Source organism: Streptomyces sp. NPDC049687 (assembly GCF_044465285.1).
Classification (GTDB): domain Bacteria; phylum Actinomycetota; class Actinomycetes; order Streptomycetales; family Streptomycetaceae; genus Streptomyces.
Genome location: NZ_JBITLN010000024.1, coordinates 32,094 through 54,375, shown reverse-complemented (window position 1 = coordinate 54,375; position 22,282 = coordinate 32,094). Strand labels below are relative to the sequence as shown.

The 22,282-nt window shown below is 71.9% G+C and carries 21 protein-coding genes and 1 pseudogene; 14 read left to right on the top strand and 8 right to left on the bottom strand.

Annotated elements, in window-relative coordinates; translation table 11 throughout:
- The first annotated feature begins 11 nt into the window (after window positions 1-11).
- The 11 genes from paaA to ACIBVL_RS41020 all read left to right on the top strand — a co-directional run bounded on the left by paaA (window position 12) and on the right by ACIBVL_RS41020 (window position 9,435).
- Entirely contained in the window at window positions 12-986 is a 975-nt protein-coding gene (paaA, locus tag ACIBVL_RS41070) for a 1,2-phenylacetyl-CoA epoxidase subunit PaaA (protein ID WP_399105997.1), read from the top strand.
- On the top strand, window positions 983-1,279 hold the full coding sequence (paaB, locus tag ACIBVL_RS41065) for a 1,2-phenylacetyl-CoA epoxidase subunit PaaB (RefSeq protein WP_399105995.1): 297 nt from the start codon (window positions 983-985) through the stop codon (window positions 1,277-1,279). Before paaA ends, paaB begins: the two co-directional genes overlap by 4 nt.
- A 19-nt stretch (window positions 1,280-1,298) precedes the next feature.
- Window positions 1,299-2,165 (top strand): 1,2-phenylacetyl-CoA epoxidase subunit PaaC, encoded by an 867-nt coding sequence (gene paaC, locus ACIBVL_RS41060; RefSeq protein ID WP_399105993.1) that lies wholly within the window; start codon window positions 1,299-1,301, stop codon window positions 2,163-2,165.
- Window positions 2,159-2,680: a 1,2-phenylacetyl-CoA epoxidase subunit PaaD gene (gene paaD, locus ACIBVL_RS41055; RefSeq protein WP_399105991.1), complete on the top strand. Its 522-nt coding sequence runs from the start codon at window positions 2,159-2,161 to the stop codon at window positions 2,678-2,680. Before paaC ends, paaD begins: the two co-directional genes overlap by 7 nt.
- The gene (paaE, locus tag ACIBVL_RS41050; RefSeq protein ID WP_399105989.1) at window positions 2,677-3,780 is read left to right on the top strand and encodes a 1,2-phenylacetyl-CoA epoxidase subunit PaaE; all 1,104 of its coding nucleotides are present in this window, start codon (window positions 2,677-2,679) and stop codon (window positions 3,778-3,780) included. The genes paaD and paaE overlap by 4 nt, the downstream gene beginning before the upstream one ends.
- 37 nt (window positions 3,781-3,817) lie before the next feature.
- Complete coding sequence (locus ACIBVL_RS41045) at window positions 3,818-4,216, top strand: SRPBCC family protein (RefSeq protein ID WP_399105987.1); 399 nt, start codon at window positions 3,818-3,820, stop codon at window positions 4,214-4,216.
- A gap of 235 nt (window positions 4,217-4,451) precedes the next feature.
- Window positions 4,452-5,078 (top strand): TetR/AcrR family transcriptional regulator, encoded by a 627-nt coding sequence (locus tag ACIBVL_RS41040; RefSeq protein WP_399105986.1) that lies wholly within the window; start codon window positions 4,452-4,454, stop codon window positions 5,076-5,078.
- Window positions 5,079-5,304: 226 nt separating this feature from the next.
- Window positions 5,305-6,762: an APC family permease gene (locus ACIBVL_RS41035; RefSeq protein WP_399105984.1), complete on the top strand. Its 1,458-nt coding sequence runs from the start codon at window positions 5,305-5,307 to the stop codon at window positions 6,760-6,762.
- Between the two features lie 112 nt (window positions 6,763-6,874).
- On the top strand, window positions 6,875-8,365 hold the full coding sequence (locus ACIBVL_RS41030) for an aldehyde dehydrogenase (RefSeq protein ID WP_399105982.1): 1,491 nt from the start codon (window positions 6,875-6,877) through the stop codon (window positions 8,363-8,365).
- On the top strand, window positions 8,362-9,108 hold the full coding sequence (locus ACIBVL_RS41025; RefSeq protein ID WP_399105981.1) for a gamma-glutamyl-gamma-aminobutyrate hydrolase family protein: 747 nt from the start codon (window positions 8,362-8,364) through the stop codon (window positions 9,106-9,108). The genes ACIBVL_RS41030 and ACIBVL_RS41025 overlap by 4 nt, the downstream gene beginning before the upstream one ends.
- A 60-nt stretch (window positions 9,109-9,168) precedes the next feature.
- A complete protein-coding gene (locus ACIBVL_RS41020) occupies window positions 9,169-9,435 on the top strand; it encodes a hypothetical protein (protein ID WP_399105979.1) in 267 nt (88 codons plus the stop codon).
- 364 nt (window positions 9,436-9,799) lie between these two features.
- Here the strand turns inward: ACIBVL_RS41020 and ACIBVL_RS41015 are convergent, their stop codons facing one another.
- From ACIBVL_RS41015 to ACIBVL_RS40995, 5 genes are all read right to left on the bottom strand, one after another.
- On the bottom strand, window positions 9,800-10,585 hold the full coding sequence (locus tag ACIBVL_RS41015) for a hypothetical protein (protein ID WP_399105977.1): 786 nt from the start codon (window positions 10,583-10,585) through the stop codon (window positions 9,800-9,802).
- A 30-nt stretch (window positions 10,586-10,615) separates the two neighbouring features.
- Window positions 10,616-11,758 carry a PP2C family protein-serine/threonine phosphatase gene (locus ACIBVL_RS41010; RefSeq protein ID WP_399105976.1) on the bottom strand — a complete coding sequence of 381 codons (1,143 nt, stop codon included), beginning with the start codon at window positions 11,756-11,758 and terminating at the stop codon, window positions 10,616-10,618.
- 101 nt (window positions 11,759-11,859) lie between these two features.
- Window positions 11,860-12,618: an IclR family transcriptional regulator gene (locus ACIBVL_RS41005; RefSeq protein WP_399105974.1), complete on the bottom strand. Its 759-nt coding sequence runs from the start codon at window positions 12,616-12,618 to the stop codon at window positions 11,860-11,862.
- 361 nt (window positions 12,619-12,979) lie between these two features.
- Window positions 12,980-13,576 carry a TetR/AcrR family transcriptional regulator gene (locus ACIBVL_RS41000; RefSeq protein ID WP_399105972.1) on the bottom strand — a complete coding sequence of 199 codons (597 nt, stop codon included), beginning with the start codon at window positions 13,574-13,576 and terminating at the stop codon, window positions 12,980-12,982.
- Window positions 13,577-13,604: 28 nt separating this feature from the next.
- Entirely contained in the window at window positions 13,605-15,659 is a 2,055-nt protein-coding gene (locus ACIBVL_RS40995; protein WP_399106046.1) for a discoidin domain-containing protein, read from the bottom strand.
- Between the two features lie 286 nt (window positions 15,660-15,945).
- On the opposite strand from ACIBVL_RS40995, the gene ACIBVL_RS40990 reads away from it, so the two are divergent.
- Both ACIBVL_RS40990 and ACIBVL_RS40985 read left to right on the top strand, forming a co-directional pair.
- Entirely contained in the window at window positions 15,946-17,937 is a 1,992-nt protein-coding gene (locus tag ACIBVL_RS40990; protein ID WP_399105970.1) for a flavin monoamine oxidase family protein, read from the top strand.
- Between the two features lie 191 nt (window positions 17,938-18,128).
- Entirely contained in the window at window positions 18,129-19,361 is a 1,233-nt protein-coding gene (locus ACIBVL_RS40985; RefSeq protein ID WP_399105968.1) for a cytochrome P450, read from the top strand.
- Between the two features lie 80 nt (window positions 19,362-19,441).
- Here ACIBVL_RS40985 and ACIBVL_RS40980 read toward each other — a convergent pair whose 3' ends face one another.
- Both ACIBVL_RS40980 and ACIBVL_RS40975 read right to left on the bottom strand, forming a co-directional pair.
- Complete coding sequence (locus ACIBVL_RS40980) at window positions 19,442-20,158, bottom strand: alpha/beta fold hydrolase (protein ID WP_399105966.1); 717 nt, start codon at window positions 20,156-20,158, stop codon at window positions 19,442-19,444.
- Window positions 20,159-20,179: 21 nt separating this feature from the next.
- A complete protein-coding gene (locus ACIBVL_RS40975) occupies window positions 20,180-21,148 on the bottom strand; it encodes an alpha/beta hydrolase (RefSeq protein ID WP_399105964.1) in 969 nt (322 codons plus the stop codon).
- A 69-nt stretch (window positions 21,149-21,217) separates the two neighbouring features.
- Between ACIBVL_RS40975 and ACIBVL_RS40970 the strand changes: the two are divergent.
- A pseudogene (locus ACIBVL_RS40970) lies at window positions 21,218-21,476 on the top strand (amidohydrolase); the annotation flags it as partial.
- 149 nt (window positions 21,477-21,625) lie between these two features.
- On the opposite strand, the gene ACIBVL_RS40965 reads toward ACIBVL_RS40970, so the two are convergent.
- The gene (locus ACIBVL_RS40965; RefSeq protein WP_399105963.1) at window positions 21,626-22,267 is read right to left on the bottom strand and encodes a TetR/AcrR family transcriptional regulator; all 642 of its coding nucleotides are present in this window, start codon (window positions 22,265-22,267) and stop codon (window positions 21,626-21,628) included.
- Between the last annotated feature and the right edge of the window lie 15 nt (window positions 22,268-22,282).

The following is a 22,282-nucleotide window of genomic DNA, read 5'->3' as shown; positions in this document are numbered from 1 at the left end:
AAGGGGCACCCATGCAAGAGACAGCCGTGCAAGACACACCCGCCTGCGGGCACATGTCCGCGTTCGAGGACACCATCGCCCGTGACCAGCGCATCGAACCTCGCGACTGGATGCCGGAGGCCTACCGGGCCACGCTCGTGCGGCAGATCGCCCAGCACGCCCACTCCGAGGTCATCGGCATGCAGCCGGAGGGCGAGTGGATCACCCGGGCGCCCTCGCTGCGCCGCAAGGCGATCCTGTTCGCCAAGGTGCAGGACGAGGCCGGGCACGGGCTGTACCTCTACTCGGCGGCCGAAACGCTCGGCGCCGACCGCACGGAGCTCACCGAGCGGCTGATCGACGGACGTCAGAAGTACTCCTCGATCTTCAACTACCCGACCCGCACCTTTGCCGACGTCGGGGTGATCGGCTGGTTCGTGGACGGCGCGGCGATCTGCAACCAGGTCCCGTTGTGCCGCACCTCGTACGGCCCCTACGGGCGCGCCATGGTCCGCGTCTGCAAGGAGGAGTCCTTCCACCAGCGGCAGGGCTACGAACTGCTGCTGACCATGATGCGCGGCACAGCCGAACAGCGGGAGATGGCGCAGGACGCCGTGAACCGCTGGTGGTGGCCGTCCCTGATGATGTTCGGCCCGCCCGACGGCGACTCTCCGAACTCGGCGCGGTCCATGGCGTGGAAGATCAAGCGGCACTCCAACGACGCCCTGCGACAGCGCTTCGTGGACATGACCGTCCCGCAGGCCGAGAAGCTGGGCGTCACCCTGCCCGACCCGGACCTGCGGTGGAACGAGGAGCGCGGCCACCACGACTTCGGCGCCCCCGACTGGGAGGAGCTGAAGCGGGTCGTCACCGGTGACGGGCCGTGCAACGCCGAGCGGGTCGCCCGCCGCCGGGCCGCCCACGAGGAGGGTGCCTGGGTGCGGCGGGCAGCCGCGGCGCACGCCGCGAAGCGGGCGGCCCGGCTGCGGGAAGGGGCGGCGGCGTGAGCGCGACGGACAAGGGCGGCTGGCCGCTGTACGAGGTGTTCGTCCGCGGCAAGCGCGGGCTCAACCACGTCCATGTCGGCTCCCTGCGCGCCGCCGACGACGAGATGGCCCTGTCGCACGCCCGCGACCTCTACACCCGGCGCAACGAGGGGGTGAGCATCTGGGCCGTGCGCTCGGACACCATCGCCGCCTCCGCGCCCGACGAGAAGGACCCGTTCTTCGCGCCCAGCGGCGACAAGGTCTACCGGCACCCCACCTTCTACGACATCCCCGACGACGTCCCCCACATCTAGCGACACCGAGGAGCAGTACATGACCGAAGAGGAGCTGTACGTCGACGGCGACAACGCGCGCTGGGCGTTCGGCACCGGGTTCACCGACCCGCTGCACGGGGTCGACCAGGCGGTGCCAGACGGTGTCGACGCGGAGGACCTGGCCGCCTGCTGTGTGGCGCTCGGCGACGACGCCCTGGTGTCCGCGCAGCGGCTCGCCGAGTGGTGTACCCGTGCCCCGGAGCTGGAGGAGGAGCTGGCGCTGGCCAACATCGGCCTCGACCTCCTCGGCCAGGCCCGTCTGCTGTACGCCCGGGCGGGCCGGGCCGACGGCACGGGCCGCGGCGAGGACGCGTACGCCTACTTCCGCGACCCGGAGCACTTCCGCAACGTACGTCTCGCCGAACTGCCGGGCGGTGACTTCGCGTTCACCGTCGCCCGCCTGCTGGTGCTGTCCGTCTGGCGGCTGGCCCTGTGCGAGGCGCTCACCGCCGCGGCCGATCCGGTGCTGGCCGCGATCGCCGCGAAGAGCGTCAAGGAGCTGGCCTATCACCGCCGTTGGGCCGCGGAGTGGACGGTACGGCTCGGTGACGGCACCGCCGAGTCCGCCGGACGGATGCGAGCCGCGCTGGACGCCCTCGCCCCCTTCCTGGACGAGCTGCTGACGGACCGTACGGCCGCTGTCCTCGGGGCGGATCCGGCCGCCGTCGCCGCGCGGACCCGGCTGGAGCTGTTCCATGTACTGGCCGACGCCGGGTTGAACCGGCCCGACGACGTGTCCCCGCTCGGCCCGACGGCGTCCCCGGTCCCGGGCCACGGCCGGGACGGAGACCACACCCCGCACCTGGCGCCGCTGCTCGCCGAGCTCCAGAGCGTCGCCCGCGCCCACCCGGACGCGTCGTGGTGACGGCGTCGCGGGAGCGGGCCTGGCGCGTCGCCGCCGAGGTTCCCGATCCCGAGCTGCCGATGCTGACGCTCGCCGACCTCGGGGTGCTGCACGGCGTCGAGGTGACGCCGGACGGAACGGTCGTCGCCCGGCTCACGCCGACGTACGCGGGCTGCCCCGCCGTGGCCGAGATGCGGGCCGAGGTGGCCGTCCGGCTGCGGGCGGCCGGCTTCGCCGACGTGCGGGTGATCACGGCGCTGGACCCGCCGTGGACCACCGACCGGATCACCGACGAGGGCCGTCGCAAGCTGAGGGAGCACGGGATCGCACCGCCCGGCCCGCGAACCGCGCCCGGTTCGGCACCGGGTCACCGGACCTGGCTGAGCCTGGGCACCGCGCCGGCGGACGTCCCCTGCCCGCGCTGCAGCTCGGCCGACACCGAGGAGCTCTCGCGCTTCGCCGCCACCGCCTGCACGGCACTGCGCCGCTGCCGCGCCTGTCTGGAGCCGTTCCCCCACGTCAAGGACCTGCCATGAGCCTGCCCCCCGCCCGGTCCCGCCGCCGCCCGGCCTTCCACGCCCTGCGGGTGTCCGCGGTGGAGCCGCTGTGCGCCGACGCCGCCGCCCTCACCCTCGACGTCCCCGACCGCCTGGCCGAGGAGTTCACGTTCCGGCCGGGGCAGTGCCTCACCGTGCGGCGCGAGATCGACGGTCGTGACGAGCGGCGCTCGTACTCGATCTGCTCACCGGCCGGCACGGCACCGCGTATCGGTGTCCGCGTGGTGCCGGGCGGGCTGTTCTCCTCCTGGCTCGTGCACGGCGTACGTCCCGGGGACACCCTCCAGGTCATGGCCCCGGCCGGCGCGTTCACGCCGGACCTGACCGGTGCCGGCGGTCTCGGCCACCAGGTACTCGTCGCCGCCGGGTCCGGCATCACACCGATGCTGTCCATCGCCGCGTCCCTCCTCGCCGCGGACGAGGACGCGCGCGTCACGCTCCTCTACGGCAACCGGCGCACCGGCACGGTGATGTTCGCGGACGAACTCGCCGACCTGAAGGACCGGTACCCGGCCCGCTTCCAGCTCGCCCACGTCCTGTCCAGGGAGCCGCGCGAGGCCGAGCTGCTCTCCGGCCGTCTCGACACCGAGCGGCTGACCGCGCTCCTGGACGCTCTCCTCGACGTGCGGGAGGTCACCCACTGGTGGCTGTGCGGCCCGCACGGCATGGTGCGCGACGCCGGCGAGCTCCTCGCCGGGCTCGGCGTCCCGGCGGACCGTGTCCACCGGGAACTCTTCCACGCGGACGAGGAACCCGCCGCCGCGCCCCCCGCCGACCGCGACGACGCCACCGGCCCGGGCCCGACGAGCGAGGTCACCGTGGTCCTCGACGGCCGGGCCACCACGTTCACCGCGTCACGGCACCGCAGCGTCCTCGACGGTGCCCAACAGGCCCGCCCGGACCTGCCGTTCGCGTGCAAGGGGGGTGTCTGCGGAACCTGCCGCGCCCTCGTCACCGACGGCGACGCCGACATGCGCCGCAACTACGCCCTGGAACCGGCGGAGGTCGCCGAGGGCTACGTCCTCACCTGCCAGACCTACGCCGACTCCGACACCCTCACCGTCGACTTCGACAGTTGAGACACGACACCGGACCCGACCACGAGGAGGATCGCCCGTGCGGTACGCCGAGGCGCCGGACGTGCACGGTGACGTCCACGTGGAAGCACCTCCGTCACGGGTGTGGGCCCTCGTGACCGACATCGCCCTGCCGGCTCGCCTGAGCCCCGAACTGCAGCGCGTGGAGTGGCTGGACGGCGCGCGGGGACCCGCGGTGGGGAGGCGTTTCGCGGGGTACAACCGCCACCGGTTGATCGGCGAATGGCGGACCGTCTCGCACGTCCTCGAAATCGAGGAGCAGCGGGTGTTCTGCTGGGCGGTCGTCGACGAGGACGGCTGGTTCGGCACTCCGTCGCCGCCCCCCTCCAGCCCGCTGGCCACGTGGCGCTTCGAGCTGCGGCCCGAGGGGACCGGCACCGGACTGCGGCAGGTGGCCCGGATCGGGCCGGGACGCTAGGGGGTCAGCCTGGCGATCGAGCGCACGCCCGAGCCCGAGGAGGCGATCGTGGCTTTCCGGCTCACGGAACTGCGCACCCACATCGAAGCCACCCTGCGGGGCGTCAAGGAACTGGCCGAACACCCCTGGCAGGCACTCCCGGGTTCCGTGCCATGACTAAGCGGTTCCCGGGGGGCCGGGCCGCGGCGCACCCCGAACCCCGAAGCCGTGTCGGCCCACCGGTAGGGTCACCGGCATGACGGATGCCGCCGACGCCCGCAGGAGCCGACAGCCACGCAAGCGCCTGCACTACGGCGAGGGGCGCGAGGCCCTGTTGAACGCCGCCGTACGGGTGGTGGCGCGGGGCGGACTGCGCAATCTCACCTACCGGGCCGTCGCGGAGGAGGCCGGGGTCACCCACGGTCTCGTCGTGCACCACTTCGGTTCGCGCGACGCGCTGATCGAGGAGGCTCTCGCCCACACGATCCGCACCTCGCTGAGCACCAGTGCCCTGGAACCGGGCACCGGCAGGGTCGGGGACTTCTCGACCGGACTGTCCGAGATGGTCACCGCGGATCCGGGCACCCAGGCGTTCCAGTACGAGCTGCTGCTGGAGGCCCGCCGCCGGCCGGAACTGCTGCCGCAGATCCGCGCCCTGTACGACCAGTACTTCGACGCCACGCAGCGGGAGCTGAGCCGGATGCTGCCGGCCGACGCGGACCGGGCGCTGACCCGGTTGGTCTTCGCCGCGCTCGACGGCCTCGTGCTGCACCAGCTCGTCCTCGGCGAGCCCGAGGTCACGGACGCCGCCCTGGAGGAGCTGCGCTCCCTGCTGAGGCTCCTCGACGCGGACGGCGACCGCACCGGCGAGGCCCGTGCCTGACCTTCCGACCTGCGCTTTCAAGGCCCTGGACGCTCCGGCGTCCGGGGCCTTCCGCTGTTTCGGGCACGGCGGTGCCGGGCGGGTTACGGCTCCGTAAAACACGGACGGCCGGGCAGAAATACCGCCTCACCCCCTTGCCAAACGGATAGCTTCCGCCCACGATGAGGCAACTCGTTTGGCCTCAAAACAATCTCCCCTTCCCTCCCCGTCCCGACAGGTGATCCGAGTGGACAGTCAGACGGCGGTCGCCCCGCACCCCTCGCACGATTCCTCCAAGACCGGCAGGCTCAAGCCCGATTCCCTCGGCGTCCTGGGCATCCTCTTCTTCGTCCTCTCCGCCCAGGCACCGCTGACCGGCATCGCCGGAGCCGTCCCCATCGCCGTCGCCATCGGCAACGGGGCCGGCGCCCCCGCGGCGTACGTCGCGGCCGGCTGCGTGGTCCTGTTGTTCTCCATCGGCTTCGTCGCCATGGGCCGCCACGTGGTGGACGCCGGCGCCTTCTACACCTACATCGGCAAGGGCCTGGGCCGCTCCACCGGCTCCGGCAGCGCCGGTGTCGCCCTCTTCGCCTACTGCACGGTCCAGGCCGCCATGTACGGGCTCTACGGCGCGACGGTGAGCGGTCTGGTCGAGCACTACGCCGGTGTACACGTGGCGTGGTGGGTCTGGACCCTGGTCACCATGGTCGTCGTCCAGGTCCTCGGCGCCGCCGGCATCGAGATGGGCGCCAAGGTCCTCGCCGTTTTCGTCCTGGCGGAGTTCAGCATCCTGATCGCCTTCGCCCTAGTGACCTTCTTCAAGGGCGGCGGTCCCGAGGGTCTCGACTTCGGCGGCAGCTTCTCGCCCGGCGCCGCGCTCCAGGGCGCTCCCGGCGTGGCGCTGATGTTCGCCGTCGCGTCGATGTTCGGCTTCGAGGCCACCGCCATCTACGGCGAGGAGGCCCGGGAACCCAGGAAGACGGTCCCGCGCGCCACCTATCTGTCGGTCGCGGTGATCACCTGTTTCTTCGCCTTCACCTCGTGGATGCTGGTCTCCGCGCACGGCGCGTCCCGGGCGACGGCCGAGGCCGGCCGGGCGCTGACGTCCGGCGACGCCACGACCTGGGTCTTCACCCCGATCACCGCCCAGTTCGGCGCCTGGACCGGCGATGTGCTGCCCGTCCTGCTGGCCACCTCGCTGTTCGCCGGCATCCTGGCCTTCCACAACTCCGCCAACCGCTACCTTTTCTCGCTCGGCCGTGAGGGCCTCCTGCCGCACGGGCTGACCGCGATCAACCAGCGGCACTCCCCCTGGGCGGCCGGCGTCGTCCAGACCCTGATCTCGGTGGCCCTGGTCATACCGTTCGCACTGCTGGGCAAGGACCCGGTGCTGACGCTCTTCTCCTGGTTCAGCGGAGTCGCCGTTCTGGGGATCATGCTCCTGTACTTCCTGACCTCGGTCTCCGTGGTCGTCTTCTTCCGCCGCTCCCGCGCCGACATCCGGCCGTGGAACACGCTGATCGCCCCGGTCCTGGGCGCGCTCGGCATCGCCGGCGCGATCTGGCTCATCATCGACAACTTCACCACGCTCATCGGCGGCGACGAGGCCACCGCCGTGTGGCTCGAGCTCACCGTCCCGGCCGTACTGATCCTGGGACTCGTCGTGGCGCGGCTGACGCGGCGCGGCCCCGCCGTCACGCTCTGACCTCGACGTCCCGCGCCGCGGGCGACGGCGGCACCACTCCCCGGGTGCCGCCGTCGGCCCGCCCCTCATGCCCCGCCCACTGTCACGTTTCACACCTTCCGGAGGAGAGCTGATGCCGGCCCTCGCCCATGACGACCTGCTGCGTCGCGCCAAGGAACTGGACCTGCCCGCCCAGCACCACATCGACGGGGTGGACGAGCCGGGCGGCGGCGCCGCGTTCTCGGTCGTCTCACCTCGCGACGGACAGGTGCTGACGGAGGTGGCCGACGGGCAGGCCGCCGAGGTGGACGCCGCCGTGGCGGCCGCCCGCCGGGCCTTCGACTCCGGTCCCTGGCCCCGCCTCGCGCCCGTCGAGCGCGGCCGGATCCTGCTGCGCATCGCCGAACTGCTCGAAGAGCAGCGGGAGAAGCTCGCCCTGACCATCAGCCTGGAGATGGGCAAACCCATCACGGACGCCTACGACATCGAACTGCGCGCGGCCATCAACACCTTCCGCTGGTACGGGCAGCTGGCCGACAAGCTGACCGACGAGTCGCCGCACACCTCCCCGGACGCCCTAGCGCTGATCACCCGGGAACCGGCGGGTGTCGTGGGCGCGGTGGTGCCGTGGAACTTCCCCCTGACGCTGGCGAGCTGGAAGGTCGCCCCGGCGCTCGCCGCCGGCTGCGCGGTCGTCCTCAAGCCGTCCGAGAACTCGCCCCTGTCCGCCCTGCTGCTCGGCCGGATCGCCACCGAGGCCGGACTGCCGCCCGGCGTGCTCAACGTCGTCACCGGGGACGGGCCGGTGGCCGGCCGGGCGCTCGGACTCCACCCCGGTGTGGACGTCCTGGCCTTCACCGGCTCCACCGCCGTCGGCCGCCACTTCCTGCGCTACGCCGCCGACTCCAACCTCAAGCGCGTCTGGCTCGAACTGGGCGGCAAATCACCGAACATCATCCTCCCCGACGCCCCCGACCTGGAGAAGGCCGCCGCCACCGCCGCCTGGGGCATCTTCTTCAACCAGGGCGAGATGTGCACCGCCCCCTCCCGCCTCCTGGTGCACTCCTCCGTCGCCGAACGGGTCACCGAGGCCATCGTGGCCCGGGCCCGCGAACTGCAGGTCGGTGATCCGCTGGACCCGGCGACCGAGATGGGCGCGCTGGTGGGAGAGAGCCATCTGGAGCGCGTACTCGACCACATCGGCACCGGCCTCGACGAAGGCGCCCGGCTGCGGGCCGGAGGCGAGCGCACGCTGGCCGGCACCGGCGGCAGCTTCCTGAGCCCCACCGTCTTCGACCAGGTCGATCCCGGCATGCGGCTGGCCCGCGAGGAGATCTTCGGCCCCGTCCTGTCCGTCCTCCCCTTCGACGACCTGGACGAGGCGGTCCGCCTGGCCAACGCCACCGAATACGGCCTCGCCGCCGGCCTGTGGACCTCCGACCTGTCCACCGCCCACCGGGTCTCCCGCGCCCTCAAGGCCGGCACGGTCTGGGTCAACTGCTACGAGGAGGGCGACCTGACCGTGCCCTTCGGCGGCATGAAGCAGTCGGGCAACGGCCGCGACAAGTCCGTCCACGCCATCGAGAAGTACACCGAACTCAAGACCACCTGGATCCAGTTGTGACCCGCCCCTTGATCGCGATCCCCGCGCGCTTCTCCGCGACCACCTCCGCACTGCGGTACGCCGCGGAGGTCAACGCCCGCGCGCTGATCGAGGCCGTCTGGCGGGCCGGCGGCGAACCGGCCACCATCCACCCCGCGCCGATGGACGCCACGGAGGTCGCCGCCCGCCTGGCCCGCTTCGACGGAGTCCTGCTCCCCGGCGGCGGCGACCTCGCCCCGCACCGCTACGGCGCCGAGGACACCCACGCCAGCGTCTACGACGTCGACGAGGCGCAAGACGCCTTCGACCTGGAAGTGGCCCGCGCCGCACTGGACCTGGGCCTTCCGCTGCTGGCGATCTGCCGTGGTCTCCAGGTCGTCGACGTCGCCCTCGGCGGCACCCTGGAGCAGGACATGGGCGGCCCGGACCTCGAACACCGGCATGTCGTGCATCCGGTGGCGATCCGGCGCGGCACCCTGCTGGAGCAGGCCACCGGCGCACAGAAGGTGGAGGCCTCCTGCTACCACCACCAGCGGGTGAGCGGCATCGCGGCAGGGCTCGCGGTCACCGCACGGGCCGCCGACGGCACCGTGGAGGGACTCGAACTTCCCGGCGCCCAAGGGTGGTTCACGGCCGTCCAGTGGCACCCCGAGGACACCGCCCACGAGGACCGGGCCCAGCAGGGCCTCTTCGACGCCCTCGTACGAGCCGCCCGGGACGGACACCGCCCACCGCATCCCCTGCGACATCCCGCACTGCCGTGACGTCGAGGGCTGCCGCGGCCATGCTGGACCTGGCCCGCGGCAAGGCCCCGTCGGTGTGTCGTGGTGCGGTACATCGCCTGGACGTCCGGTTCCAGCTGGACCGTCGGGCCGACCTCGAACGCGGGTCCCTCCAGACCGTCGAGGGACATCATCTCCATCAGGGCGACCGCGCCGTCGATCTCGTCGCCGGAAACCGACACCCCGCCCCTGCGCGTCTTCTTCGGCACCGAGGGACTGGACATGATCCCCCACGTCTACGCCGAGCGCCTCAAGACCTGGCAGGACTGGGCCCACGTCTCCACCCTGGCCCAGGGCAACCCGGCCTGAACCGAGCGGCGGTACGCGTCTGGCCGTGGGCCCTCAACGGTAGGGCACACCAGTCACAGCAGGGTCAGCGGCGCGTGTCGCCAGGCGCGAGCAGGCTGGCCGTCCCCCTCACCGATGACGAACTCCGGGACCTCCCCCTGCCGACGGCCAAGGCGAGCGCGGCGCGCGCGGCCCTACTCGATGGTGTCGCCCTGCTGCACCCGGTCCGCCCCGGCCGGACCGCCTCCGGCGCCGACGGGCAGCGGGACGTACGGCTGCGGCTCCCGGTGGCCGTACGGTCGCGGCGGCCGGACCGGCTCCCACCGAGGTCAGGGCGAGTGCGCCGACCACCCCGCCCAGCACAGCCCGGCGCGGGACGCCCGGCTCACGAGACGCACCCGCCGACGCGCCGGGTGCTCAGCGCCACGTCGTCCATGCGGACGTCGTACGACGACGGCGTGGGACCGGCCTGGTAGAGCTGCCAGCCCAGCCTGAGCCGGTCGAAGGCCGGGAAGACGAAGTCGTCCGCCGTGCCGCCGTGTTCCTTGGTGGAGACCGTCAGCTCGGGCCGCTCGACGCCGTCCAGGTAGACGGTGACGCGGTTGTCGGTCGCGTCGAGGTGGAACTCGACGCACTGCCAGGTGCCGGCGGTGGCGGGAGCGGAGGTCTTCCAGGCGGTCCAGTCCCCCGTCGGGCCGAGGTCCGAGCCGACGCCCCAGAAGTTGGCCCGCTCGGTGGGGACGTACTGACCGCCCAACGGCCGTACGAGGGTGGGGCCGTCGGAGCCGGAGGCCTCGGCGATGGTCCAGTGCGCCCAGTCGGGGGCCGTGGGGAATCGGTCGACGCGCAGCCGCAGGCGGGCCCAGAGGCTGTTGCCGGCGGGCGCGAGGTCGGACAGGACGAGGAAGGCGCGGCCGTTGCCCTGCGTGCGCAGCCGCAGTTCACGGCCGTGTCCGGTGTGGCTGGGTTCGACGGTGAGCGAACCGTCGGAGGTGTCGGCGGTCCAGTCACGGCCCCCGGTGACGGGGCCGAGGGGGAGGCGGTCGAAGCTTTCCCGCACGAAGGTGCCAGGGGGGAACGCGGTGGTGGGGGTGGCCGAGGCGGTGGGGGGTGTCGCGAGCAGCGCGGCCGATGCCGCCAACAGCGCTGCGAGCTTCCTCAAGCGTGTCATGGGCACAGTCTGCAACACCGGTCACAGCGGTCACCCGGCCCGGTCTCCCAACAGCAGCCCGTCCGCGGCCGGTTGGGGAAGGTCCGCGGCAGCCGGCTTGCGGATGAGCAGCAGTGCCGCGTCGTCGTGGAGCCGGCCGCCCACGTGGTCGAGCAGTTCGTCGTGGAGGGCGTCGAGGGTGCGCGCGGGCTCGTCGGACAGATGGCGCGCCAGTCCCTCGGCGAGCGGGTAGAACGCCCGCCCGTGATCGCGGGCCTCGGTCACCCCGTCGGTGTAGAGGAGCAACTGGTCGCCGTCGTCGAAGGGCAGCACCTGGAGGCTCGGGGTCTCGTCGGTGAGGGCGCGCAGGCCGAGGGGCGGGGCCGGACGCGTGGGCTCGACGGCGGCCACGTCCCCGGCGGCGCGGACCAGCAGCGGTGGGGCGTGTCCGCAGTTCACCATCTCCAGCCGGCCGACCCGTGGGTGGCCGGCGACCACTGCGGTCACGAAGTCGTCCGCGCCGAGGTTGCGTGCCAGGCTCCGCTCGATCCGGTCGACGACCGTGAGGAGGTCGGGTTCGTCGTAGGCGGCCTCGCGGAAGACACCCAGCACCAGCGCGGCGGTCCCCACGGCCGGCAGTCCCTTGCCGCGCACGTCGCCGACGATCAGCCGGACCCCGTACGGCGTGTTCACGAGGGCGTAGAGATCGCCGCCGATCCGGGCCTCGGCCGCGGCGGCGCTGTAGCGGACGGCCACCTCGAAGGGGCCGACGATCTCCGGCACGGGCTTGAGCAGCGCGTGCTGGGCGGCTTCCGCGACCGAGCGGACGGCCGCGAGCACCCGTTCCCGGCGTACCCGCAGCGCGCCGGCCAGGCCGCTCGCCAGGGTCACGGCTGTCAGCGAGGACAGCACGACCGCCAGTTCCCGCGCCGGGACCTCGTGCCGCACGCCGAGCGCGGCGGCGAGCGCGGCGGCGAGGAGGCCGACGCAGAGGACACCGCGCGGCCTGTTCGTGGTGGCGGCGAGCGCGGGTCCGGCCGCGAGGAGGGGCAGCCAGATCATCCCCGCTCCGCCGACGAGGTCGACCAGCACCACGACGAGAACGATCAGCACGGGCAGGACCGGTCCCGCCGCCACGGTCCTGAACAGGTGCGTCGGCCCATGGCCGCCACCATGGTGTCGGTCCTGGTTCATGTCGTTTCCGCAGTCCTCGTCTTTGTATATGGATGTCTGCACCGAAATATCGGTTTCCTCTAGGAAACGGGTTCGACTCGGGTGCCACAAGGACCGGGATTTCACATAGTGAGCGAGAGGCCCCTGGTCACTCGGCTCGCGGTCGGGAGCAGCCGGGCCAGGATCTCCTGGAGCCGGGGCAGCCGGTCCGCCGGCAGGGAGACACCGAGGGAGCCGAGGGTGTCGCCGCTGTAGACGGGAACGGCGACACAGACCGTGCCGAGGGTGTACTCCTCCAGGTCCGTGACGGCGGGGGCCACGGGCGAGGAGTCCAGCCGCCGGAGAAGCTCGGGCGCGCTGGTGATGGTCCTCGGCGTGAGGTCGGCGAGGCGGTGGCGGGAGAGGTAGTCCTTACGGGCCTCGTCGTCCAGTTCCCGCAGTACGGACTTGCCCAGCGCGGTGGCGTGTCCGGCGTCCTCGAAGCCCACCCAGAGGTCGACGCGGGGTGCCCTGGGGCCGTCGACGATCTCGGCGACCCTGATCTCGCCCTCCTCGTAGAAGGTGAGGTAGGCGGCGGTCGCGAGCTCGTCCCGCAGCGCGGCGAGCGTGGGCCGGACGCGGCTGAGCAGCGCCTGTCCCCGGCCCGCCGTGTGCAGCGTGCGCAGCCTGTCCCCCAGGACGAAGCCGCCGTCCTCCAGTTTGCGGACGTATCCGTCGTGGACCAGCGTCCGCAGCAGGTGGTAGGCGGTGGCCAGGGGCAGGCCCGTCTCGCGCGCCAGCTGCTTCGCCGGCGCGCCGTTCTCGTGCGCGCTCACCGCCTCCAGCAGGCGGAAGGCCCGCTGCACGGACGTGATGAGCGTAGGGCCGTCCTGCGCAGCCATACGACCAGCGTGCGCCGGGCCTCCGCCTTGGGCAAGACGTGCGCCCCCGCCCCCTCAGCTCCTCACCCCTCAGCTCCCCATCCCGCGAAGATCCGCCGCGGGTGAGGGGGAGGGCGAGCAGTACTCCGACCGAGGACCCCGCGTGTCGTACACCGCGCGGATGATCCGTTCGACCTCTGCGATGCACCCCCTGGGCCGACCGGACGGTGATCGGCCCGAGGGTGCGCAGGCCGGCGGCGTGGTACGCGCCCGACCCGCCGGGGCGGCCGTGTCGCCCTGCGGCCCCGAGCGGCCGTGCGATGGCCGACGTTCGCGGCGCTCGCGGCCGAGGTCCGTGCGCTCGAGTGTTCCCGAGCCGACGTCAGGAGCTGCTGACCAGCCCGGCGACGTGCGCGGTGACCGTGTCCAGGATGTCCGTCCAGGCGGCCGCGTCGCCGAGGACCAGGTAGTTGAGGGTCAGGCCGTCGGTCATGGCGGCCAGATAGCGGGCCAGGACGGGGACGGGGACGCCGAGCCGGAGGTCCATGCTCCGGCACAGCTGCTCGATGAGTTCGGCGTAGGCCTCCTCGTACAGCTCGTACTGGCGGCGCGCCAGATGCTCGAACCCGGGCCGGCGCAGGGCGTACTGGGTGAGTTCGTAGGTCAGCATGTGCTCGTCGGGGTGGGCGCGGACGTGGTCCCAGTACGCCCCGAATCCGGCGCGGATCGTGTCCTGGAGCGTGGCACGGGGCCGGATCGCGTCCTTCACGACGCTCACCGAGTGGGCGGTGAGCGTCGTGATGACGGACTCGACGAGGGCCTGCTTGGAGTCGAAGCAGTAGTGGAAGACGCTCAGGGACACGCCGGCCTCGGCGGCGATGGACCGGGTCGTCGTGTTCGGGACGCCGTCCCGGGCCATCGCTCTGATCGCCGCTTCCGTCAGCTGCCGGCGCCGTTCGGCCGACGGCATGCGTGCCATCCGTGTCCCCCGCGTGTCGTGACTGCCGCTAGGCGCTGTGGACGCCCACTTCGTAGAGCGAGTATCCCCATTCGGTGCCGCGGTCGAGTCCGTGGACCCGGACGTAACGGGCCGGGGTGCCGGTGAACCTGGCCGTGTCCAGGCCGCCGTCGCCGGACGTGGTGGACCAGGCGGTCGTCCACGTCGCGCCGTCGGTGGAGAGCTCGATGCGGTACGACTTCCCGTACGCGCGCTCCCAGTCGACGGTGACGCGGGAGACCAGGTTGGTGGACCCGAGGTCGACCTGCCACCACTGGTCGTCGCTCCAGTCGCTGGCCCAGCGGGTGGAGTCGTCGCCGTCCACGGCCTGGCCGGGCTGGTAGCTGGTGAACGGGTTGGACTCGGACGAACCGGCCGTGGCCGTCATCCCCTTGGCGAGGTTGACGGAGGCCTGGTGCTGCTCGGTCGCGCCCCAGGTGTCGACGTAGGACTCCGCGCCCCGGAAGAGGTCGTCGACCACGTCCTGGCCGCCGACGAGCCGGATGTCCTCGATCCAGTCGGGGATCAGGCCGACGTTGGCGCCGCCGTCGGTGTTGAAGTCGAAGGTGCGCTGACCGACGGTCTGCCTGTCGACGACCGAGCCGCCGTCGACGCTCCTGAAGGGGTAGGTGACCTTGTTGGCGGCGTCGGCGCCGCGCGGGGCCGGGTGGTCGCCGATGCCGTTGAAGTCGGTGCCGAAGCCGTACCCCACGCCGTACTTCGCACGCAGCGCGTCCGTTCGCTTCGCCTCGGTGGCGAAGGCCTCGGAGCCGTGCATGTACTGGGCGACGAAGCCTCCGAGGGAGTAGACCCGCTCGGTCCAGTTCAGGTCCATCCAGCTGTGCGAGGAGAGCACGCCGGGGTAGGACGCGGCCTCGAAGATGTCGAGCGCCTGGCCGACCGCCTTGACGCTCATGTGGTCGATCTCCAGCATCATCTTGCGCTTCATCATGCCGCGCACGGCGTACTCGCCGAGGTCGGTGAGCCCTCGGGTGTTGCACTGCGCGTTCTCGTCGTACTCCGGCACCTCGGTGCCCGCCGGCAGCTCGTCCTCGGCCTCGGAGGCGGCGGTGCCGATGGGGTTGTCGTGCTGCGGCCCGGTGCACTTCTCGGTCTGCCAGAAGGTGCCGGTGGACAGGAACTGGCCGACGTTGATGGCCGTGCCGAGGCCACCCTCGTCGAAGCGGACGCCGCACAGCGCGTTGTCGAACTTGTGGCACAGGAACATGCTGCGCACGCCCAGCGCGTACAGCTCGTCGAGCCCCTTGTCGATGTCGGACTTGCTGCACTGCCCGACGTCCAGGATCTGCTTGCAGCCGAACGGCTCGGAGGTCTCGACGCCCAGGATGACGGCGAGCTTGCCCGCCTTGATGACCGCGCGGGCCTGCGCGCTGTCGGTGACGATCCGGAACCAGCCCTTGCCGGTGCCGCCGTACATCTTGTCGATGTAGGCCTGAAGGTCGTACGTCAGCTTGGCCTGCAGCCGGATCGAGGTCATCTCGTCGCAGCCGCGGTCCTTGAAGAAGTACACCGAGCAGATCACGCCGTTGGTGACGAGGTCGTTGACGAGCACCCGCTGGCCGCCGCGCCAGGCGCGCTCCACCCAGGCGTAGTAGTTGGCCTGGTGGGTCATCGAGTCGTACGCCGGCCAGTCCTTGAAGGTCGGCCAGCCGACCGGGTCGTGCCTCCCGTCTCCGCCGTGGGTGATGTAGTCGAAGATCGCTAGGGTGCCGTCGGGGTAGTGCTCGGGGCAGTCCTTGAGCGCGTCGGCGACACCGGCCTCGGAGAACACCTTGCCGCAGATCAGCCGGCCGCCGAAGGCCTCGTTGGAGAACAGGTGGTTGTGCGCGTCGACGAAACCGCGCACCTCCCCGGCGGAGTTGGTGCCGGTGAAGGGCTCACCGGTGATGTCGATCCCGGAGTCCGGCGCGGGCCTGGCCGTGGGTGTCCACCAGTCGGCGGCGGCCGCCGAACTCTGGGCCGGGCCGAGGACCGTGGCCAGCACGAGAAGGAGCAGCGAGACGAGAGTGAGGTCTCTGCGTCTGCGGTACGAGCGTCCGGTCATGGTCACGGCCCACGTCCCTCGGTCGGCGGGATGGCGCGGTCGACGAGGGCTTTTTGACTGCCCTTGAGATTGTCATGACCGACGCAAGATAGTGCGACGAGGATCGGGGCGGGAGAGGTTCCGAGTCAAGAGTCCGGGACACTTGACCTGATAAGTGGGGGTGGCGCGAGTAAACCACCCGCATACGTGGGGCAGTTGCACGCCGAGGGCAGACGCGCCCACCCGTTCAGGTGAGGATCCGGGGGAGCGGCCCTGCGGAGCCGGGTGTGGCCCCTATCCAGGGCACATGGACACTTCGCGCACTTCTGTAGAGCCCGGCCGGATCTCCCGCCGCCGGTTCACGGCGGCCACGGCCCAAACGGCCGCCGCGCTGACCGCCGTCTCCTCCCCGGCCGCGGCGGCTCCACCCGCCCGGGACACGCCCAAGTCCACCGCCGAATGGGCCACTTGCCTCGCGGTCGCCCGCGCCCTGCTGGTGGTCGACGAACACGACCGGCCGCTCGTCCCGGCGTACCGGAAGGTCCTCGACGGCGGGCTCCCGCGGGCGAAGACGGGGACCGCGAAGAAGGTGCTGGTGGTCGGCGCGGGGCCGGCCGGCCTGGTGGCCGCCTGGCTGCTGAAGCGGGCGGGGCACCACGTCACGCTCGTGGAGGCCAACGGCAACCGGGTCGGCGGCCGCATCAAGACCTTCCGTACGGGCGGCCACGAGCGGGCGGGACAGGCCTTCGCCGATCCGCTGCAGTACGCGGAGGCGGGCGCCATGCGCATCCCCGGCAGCCACCCGCTGGTGATGGGCCTGATCGACCGACTCGGTGTCCGGAAGCGGCGGTTCCATCTGGTCGACGTCGACGCCGACGGCAAGCCCGTCAACAACGCCTGGCTGCACGTGAACGGCGTCCGGGTGCGCCGCTCCGAGTACGCGCGCTCGCCGCGCCGGGTCAACCGCTCGTTCGGGGTGCCCCGCGCGTACTGGGACAAGCCCTCCGGGACCATCCTGCGCGAGGCCCTGGACCCGGTGCGCGACGAGTTCAGCACGCTCGGCGCCGACGGCAGGCGGGTCGACAAGCCGCTGCCGGAGCGGGTGCGGGGCTGGGCGCGGGTGGTGCAGAAGTACGGCGACTGGTCGATGTACCGGTTCCTGACCGAGGAGGCCGGCTTCGACGAGCGGACGATCGATCTCGTCGGCACCCTGGAGAACCTGACCTCCCGGCTCCCGCTCTCCTTCATCCACAGTTTCATCAGCTCCTCGCTGATCAGCCCGGACACCGAGTTCTGGGAGCTGGTCGGCGGCACGGCCACGCTTGCGGACGCGCTGCTCAAGGAGGTCGCCGACGTGCTGCGGCTCGACCGGCGGGCGACGCACATCGAGTACTGGGCGCCGGACCGGCACGGCGCCGACGACACCGCGCACGTGCGCGCCGACGGGCCGCACGTCTGGATCGACACGGTTTCCGAGGGGCGCGGCGGCAGGGTCGTGCGCGAGGAGTTCACCGCCGATCTGGCGATCGTCACGGTGCCGTTCTCGGGGCTGCGGCAGATGCAGGTCAGCCCGCTGATGTCGTACGGGAAGCGGCGGGCGGTCGCGGAGCTGCACTACGACAGCGCGACCAAGGTGCTGCTGGAGTTCGCCCGGCGCTGGTGGGAGTTCACGGAGGCCGACTGGAAGCGCGAACTCGACGCCGTACGGCCGGGGTTGTACGACGACTACCGCGCCGGGAAGGTGCCGGCCGACGGGAGTCTGCTGGGCGCGCATCCGTCCGTGCCACCGGGGCACATCACCCCGGGGCAGCGGGCGCACTACGCCGCCAACCGGTGGGCGGGCCGGGACCAGCCGGAGGCGGCGCACATCGTGGGCGGCGGCTCGGTGTCCGACAACTCCAACCGGTTCATGATCAACCCGTCCCACCCGGTCGACGGCAGCGAGGGCGGTGTCGTCCTCGCCTCCTACAGCTGGGCCGACGACGCCTCCCGCTGGGACTCCCTCGACGACGACGCCCGCTACCCGCACGCCCTGCGCGGGCTGCAGCAGGTCTACGGCCGGCGCGTCGAGGTCTTCTACACGGGCGCCGGCCGCACCCAGAGCTGGCTGCGCGACCCCTACGCCTACGGCGAGGCGTCCGTGCTGCTCCCCGGCCAGCACACGGAGCTACTGACGGCGATCCGCACCCCGGAGGGCCCGCTGCACTTCGCGGGCGACCACACCTCGGTCAAGCCCTCGTGGATCGAGGGGGCGCTGGAGTCGGGGGTGCGGGCCGCGCTGGAGGTCCACCACGCCTGACCGGAGCGTTCCGAGCACGTGGTGAACGCGTCCGAACGAGGGGCAGGCTCCCCTTCCGCACGAGGAGGGGAGCCTGCCGGCGACGGCGGCCGTGACGTGGATCACGAACAGGGCGTCGTCAGGGTTCTGACGGTGTGTTGTCAGGAAGCTGCGGTTCCATGGCGGCGGACGTTCCCCCCACCAGGAGTGCCATGACCCCCATCGTCGCGCACGACCCGTCCGAATCCGTTCCCGAGTTCCCGATGCCCCGGGACGCGGCCTGTCCGTTCGCGCCACCCCCCGAAATGCTGCGGCTGCAGGACGAGCGGCCGGTCGCCAAGGTCCGTCTGTGGGACGGCAGTACGCACTGGCTCGTCACCCGCTACGACGACCAGCGCGCCCTGTACGGCGACGCGCGGCTCAGCGTCGACGTCACCCGGCCCGGCTTCCCGTACCTCAGCGCGGGCTTCAAGGAGACCGCCGGCAGGACCCCGCCGTCGTTCCTGAACATGGACGACCCCGAACACGCGCGCATCCGGCGGATGGTCACCGCGCCGTTCACCATCAAGCGGATGGAGGCGCTGCGGCCGACGGTCCAGCGCATCACCGACGAGCTGATCGACGCGATGCTGGCCGGGCCGAACCCGGCCGACCTGGTCGAGGCGCTCGCGCTGCCGCTGCCCTCGCTGGTGATCTGCGAGCTGCTGGGCGTGCCCTACGATGACCACGACTTCTTCCAGAGCCACAGCAGGGTCGGGGTGAGCCGGAACGCGACGGCGGAGGAGGCCCGGGCCGCCAACATCGCCCTGTACACGTACCTGGACCGCCTGCTCGACGTGAAGCTCGTCGCGCCCGCCGACGACATGCTCTCCGACCTGGCCGCCCGGATGCGCGACGGTGACCTCACCCGGCACGAGGCCGCGATGCTGGGCCAGTTGCTGCTCGGCGCCGGCCACGAGACCACCGCCAACATGATCTCCCTCGGGGTGCTGGCGCTGCTCGAGCATCCCGAGCAGCTGGCGATCGTCCGTGCCACCGACGACCCGAAGGTCCTGGCCGGCGCGGTGGAGGAGCTGTTGCGCTATCTGACCGTCGTGCACAGCGGTCAGCGGCGGCTGGCGCTGGAGGACCTGGAGGTCGGCGGGCAGCGCATCCGCGCCGGCGAGGGTGTCATCATCCCGGGGGCGACCGGCAACTGGAGCGCCGAGCGCTTCCCCGACCCCGGCCGCCTGGACGTGCGCCGTGACGCCCGCCGTCACATGGCGTTCGGCTTCGGCATCCACCAGTGCCTGGGCCAGCCCCTCGCCCGTGTCGAACTCCAGGTGGTGTACGGCACGTTGTTCCGCCGGGTGCCCCAACTGCGGGTGGCGGCAGGGCTGCACGAGATCCCGTTCAAGCACGACGGGCTCGTGTACGGCGTCCATGAGCTGCCGGTGACCTGGTAGCGGTCCCCGGTCCGGCGCGGTCGTCAGGCCACGCGGACGTGTACCGGGGAGACACGTCCGCGCGGCTGCCGGGGGGCGCGTCAGCTCGTCGCGCGCACCGCGTCCCGGATCAGGTCCGCGACTTCCTTCGGCTGCGAGACGGCGACGGCGTGCGAGGCGCCCTCCAGCTCGACGGTCGTCGCCCCGGCGCGCTTGGCGCCGAACCGCTCCACCTCGGGGTTGATGGCCTGGTCCGCACCGGCGATCAGCGCCCAGGACCGCTTGGTCCGCCAGGCGGCCGCGGCGGCCTTCTCCTCGAACGCGGCGGCGGCCAGGGGGCGCTGGGCCGCGGCGAGGACCTTGGTGACGTCCGAGGGAACGTCGGCCGCGAAGATCGCGGGGAAGGCGTCCTCGGCGATGGTGACCTCGGCGGCCGACTCGCCGTCCGGGGTCGGGTACGTCCACTGCCTGAGGTTGCTGACCAGCGGCGACAGCGGGAAGCGGCCCTGCAGCTCGCCGAGGCTCTCGCCCTCCTCCAGGGCGTAGGCGGCGACGTAGACGAGGCCGACCACGTTCTCCGTGACGCCGGCGACCGTGATGAGGGCGCCGCCGTAGGAGTGGCCGACGAGGATCACCGGGCCGTCGATCTGGGCGGCGACGGAGGCGACGTAGGCGGCGTCGGAGGCGAGGCCGCGCAGTGGGTTCGGCGGGGCGATCACCGGGATGCCGTGGTCCTGCAGTTCCGTGATGACGCCGGACCAGCTGGCGGCGTCGGCGAACGCGCCGTGGACGAGTACGACGGTGGGCGTGGTGGTCATGACTGTGCTGTCTCCCGAAGATCAGACGTGCAGGGCGTCGCGGAGGGTGCTCACGGCGAGGGTGATGGCGGCCTCGGCGGCATGTGTGGAGCGCAGGGCGTTGAGCATCACGAAGTCGTGGATGATGCCCTGGAAACGCACCGCGGTGACCGGCACACCGGCCTCGCGGAGCTTGTTGGCGTACGCCTCGCCCTCGTCCCGCAGCACGTCGGCCTCACCGGTGATCACCAGAGCCGGAGGCAGGCCCGCGAGCTGCTCGACCGTGGCCCGCAGCGGCGACGCGGTCACCTGCGCACGCTCGGCCTCATCGCTCGTGTACTGGTCCCAGAACCACCGCATCGCATCCCGGCGCAGGAAATACCCCGTCGCGAACTGGCGATACGACGCCGTATCGAAAGAGGCGTCGGTCACCGGATAGAACAGCACCTGCTGCACCAGCGCAACCCCACCACGCTCCTTCGCCATCAACGTCAGCGCCGCCGCCATGTTGCCGCCCACCGAGTCACCCGCCACCGCCAGCCGCGAACCGTCCAGCCCCCTCGAACCACCCTGGGCCACCACCCACCGCGCCACCGCGAAGTTCTGCTCGATCGCCACCGGATAACGCGCCTCCGGCGACAACTCGTACTCCGGGAAGACCACCGCCGCCCCGGCCCCCACCGCGAGCTCACGCACCAGCCGGTCATGAGTGTGGGCATCGCCGAACACCCAGCCCGCCCCATGAATGTACAAAATCACCGGCAAAACACCCTCAGCACCGGCAGGCCTCACCACACGAACCCGCACACCACCCGTCGGACCACCCGCGACAGTGACCCACTCCTCCTCCACCGCCGGCTTGACCACATCACCCGACTGCACCTCGTCGACCGCCTTACGGCCCTCCACCGGACCCAGATCGAACAGATACGGCGGATTCGCGGTCGCCTCGGCGAACGCCGCGGCCTCGGGCTCGAGCACCGGCACGACCGGCTCTAGGACGTCGGACATGGGAATCTCCTGGTGTTTTCGGGGTGCGTTGTCCTGCCCCCGCACGCTAGATCCGCGGGACGAGCGGGAATTGCCCGCGCGTGCACCGGTGATGTCCTCACAGCGCAGGATGCCGCGGAACTCGTCGTACACAATGTGCGCACCCACACACAGGATCCGCGCCGCCCGCCGGCCAGGGCGCTCGCGGTGCGCGGCGGTGTCGTCACGGTGGTCGGGGACGACCAGGACATGGCCGGGCGTCGGCCCGGACACACGGGTCGTCGACGCGCTCGGCCGACGGGTCGTGCCCGGCCTGAACGACGCCCGTCCGCCTGTGATCCGGGGCGGCCCGCGGTGCGAGCGAGCAGGAGATCGCCGCGAGCCGGCGTGCGCGTCGCACTGAGCGAGGCATGCGCGCGTGGGTCTCGGGCGGTGCTGATCCGAGGAGGCCAGGTCACGTGACTGGTGGCCTGGCCTCCTTCGCTTTGTCTCGCAGGCTCAAGGGGCGACCGCGTAGTCGCCGAGGGCTGGCTCCAGGAGTGCGAAGACCTGGGTGGCTTCGTGGGTGATCACGGCGGCGATGTGCTCGTTGTCGTGGTCGGCGAGGGTCAGTTCCTGGATACGTTCGAACAGCAGCCGGTGGGCTGCGCCGAGTTGGGCTGCGACGGCGCGGGGGGTGATGTCGTCGGCTGCGGGGGTGCCGGTGGCCGCCGCGAGGGTCTCGGCCAGTGCGTGCTCCCGCCGGTCGTGGAGGTCGCGCAGCCGAGCGGTGAGGGTGGGGCTCTCGGCGATCATGCGAGAGAAGTCCGGGCCGCTGAAGCCCGCCACGGGGTCGTGCTCCTCGACGGCGGCGAGGAAGGCGGTGCGCAGCGCGGTCAGGGCGGACTCGCCCGCCGCGCGCCCCGCCACCACCTCGGCCAGGCCGGCGACGAACTCCTCCTGGTGGTCGAGGGCCAGATCTTCCTTGCGCTGGAAGTAGTTGGTGACCGTCTTCTTCGCGACCCGGGCCGCTGCGGCGATCTCCGCGATCGTCGTCTGCTCGAAGCCCTGGTCGAGGAACAGCCGGGTCGCGTGGTCCGAGATCAGCTGTCGTGTCTCGCGCTTCTTGGACTCACGGAGTCCGCTCGTGTCGATAGCCATGAGGGGAATCTTACT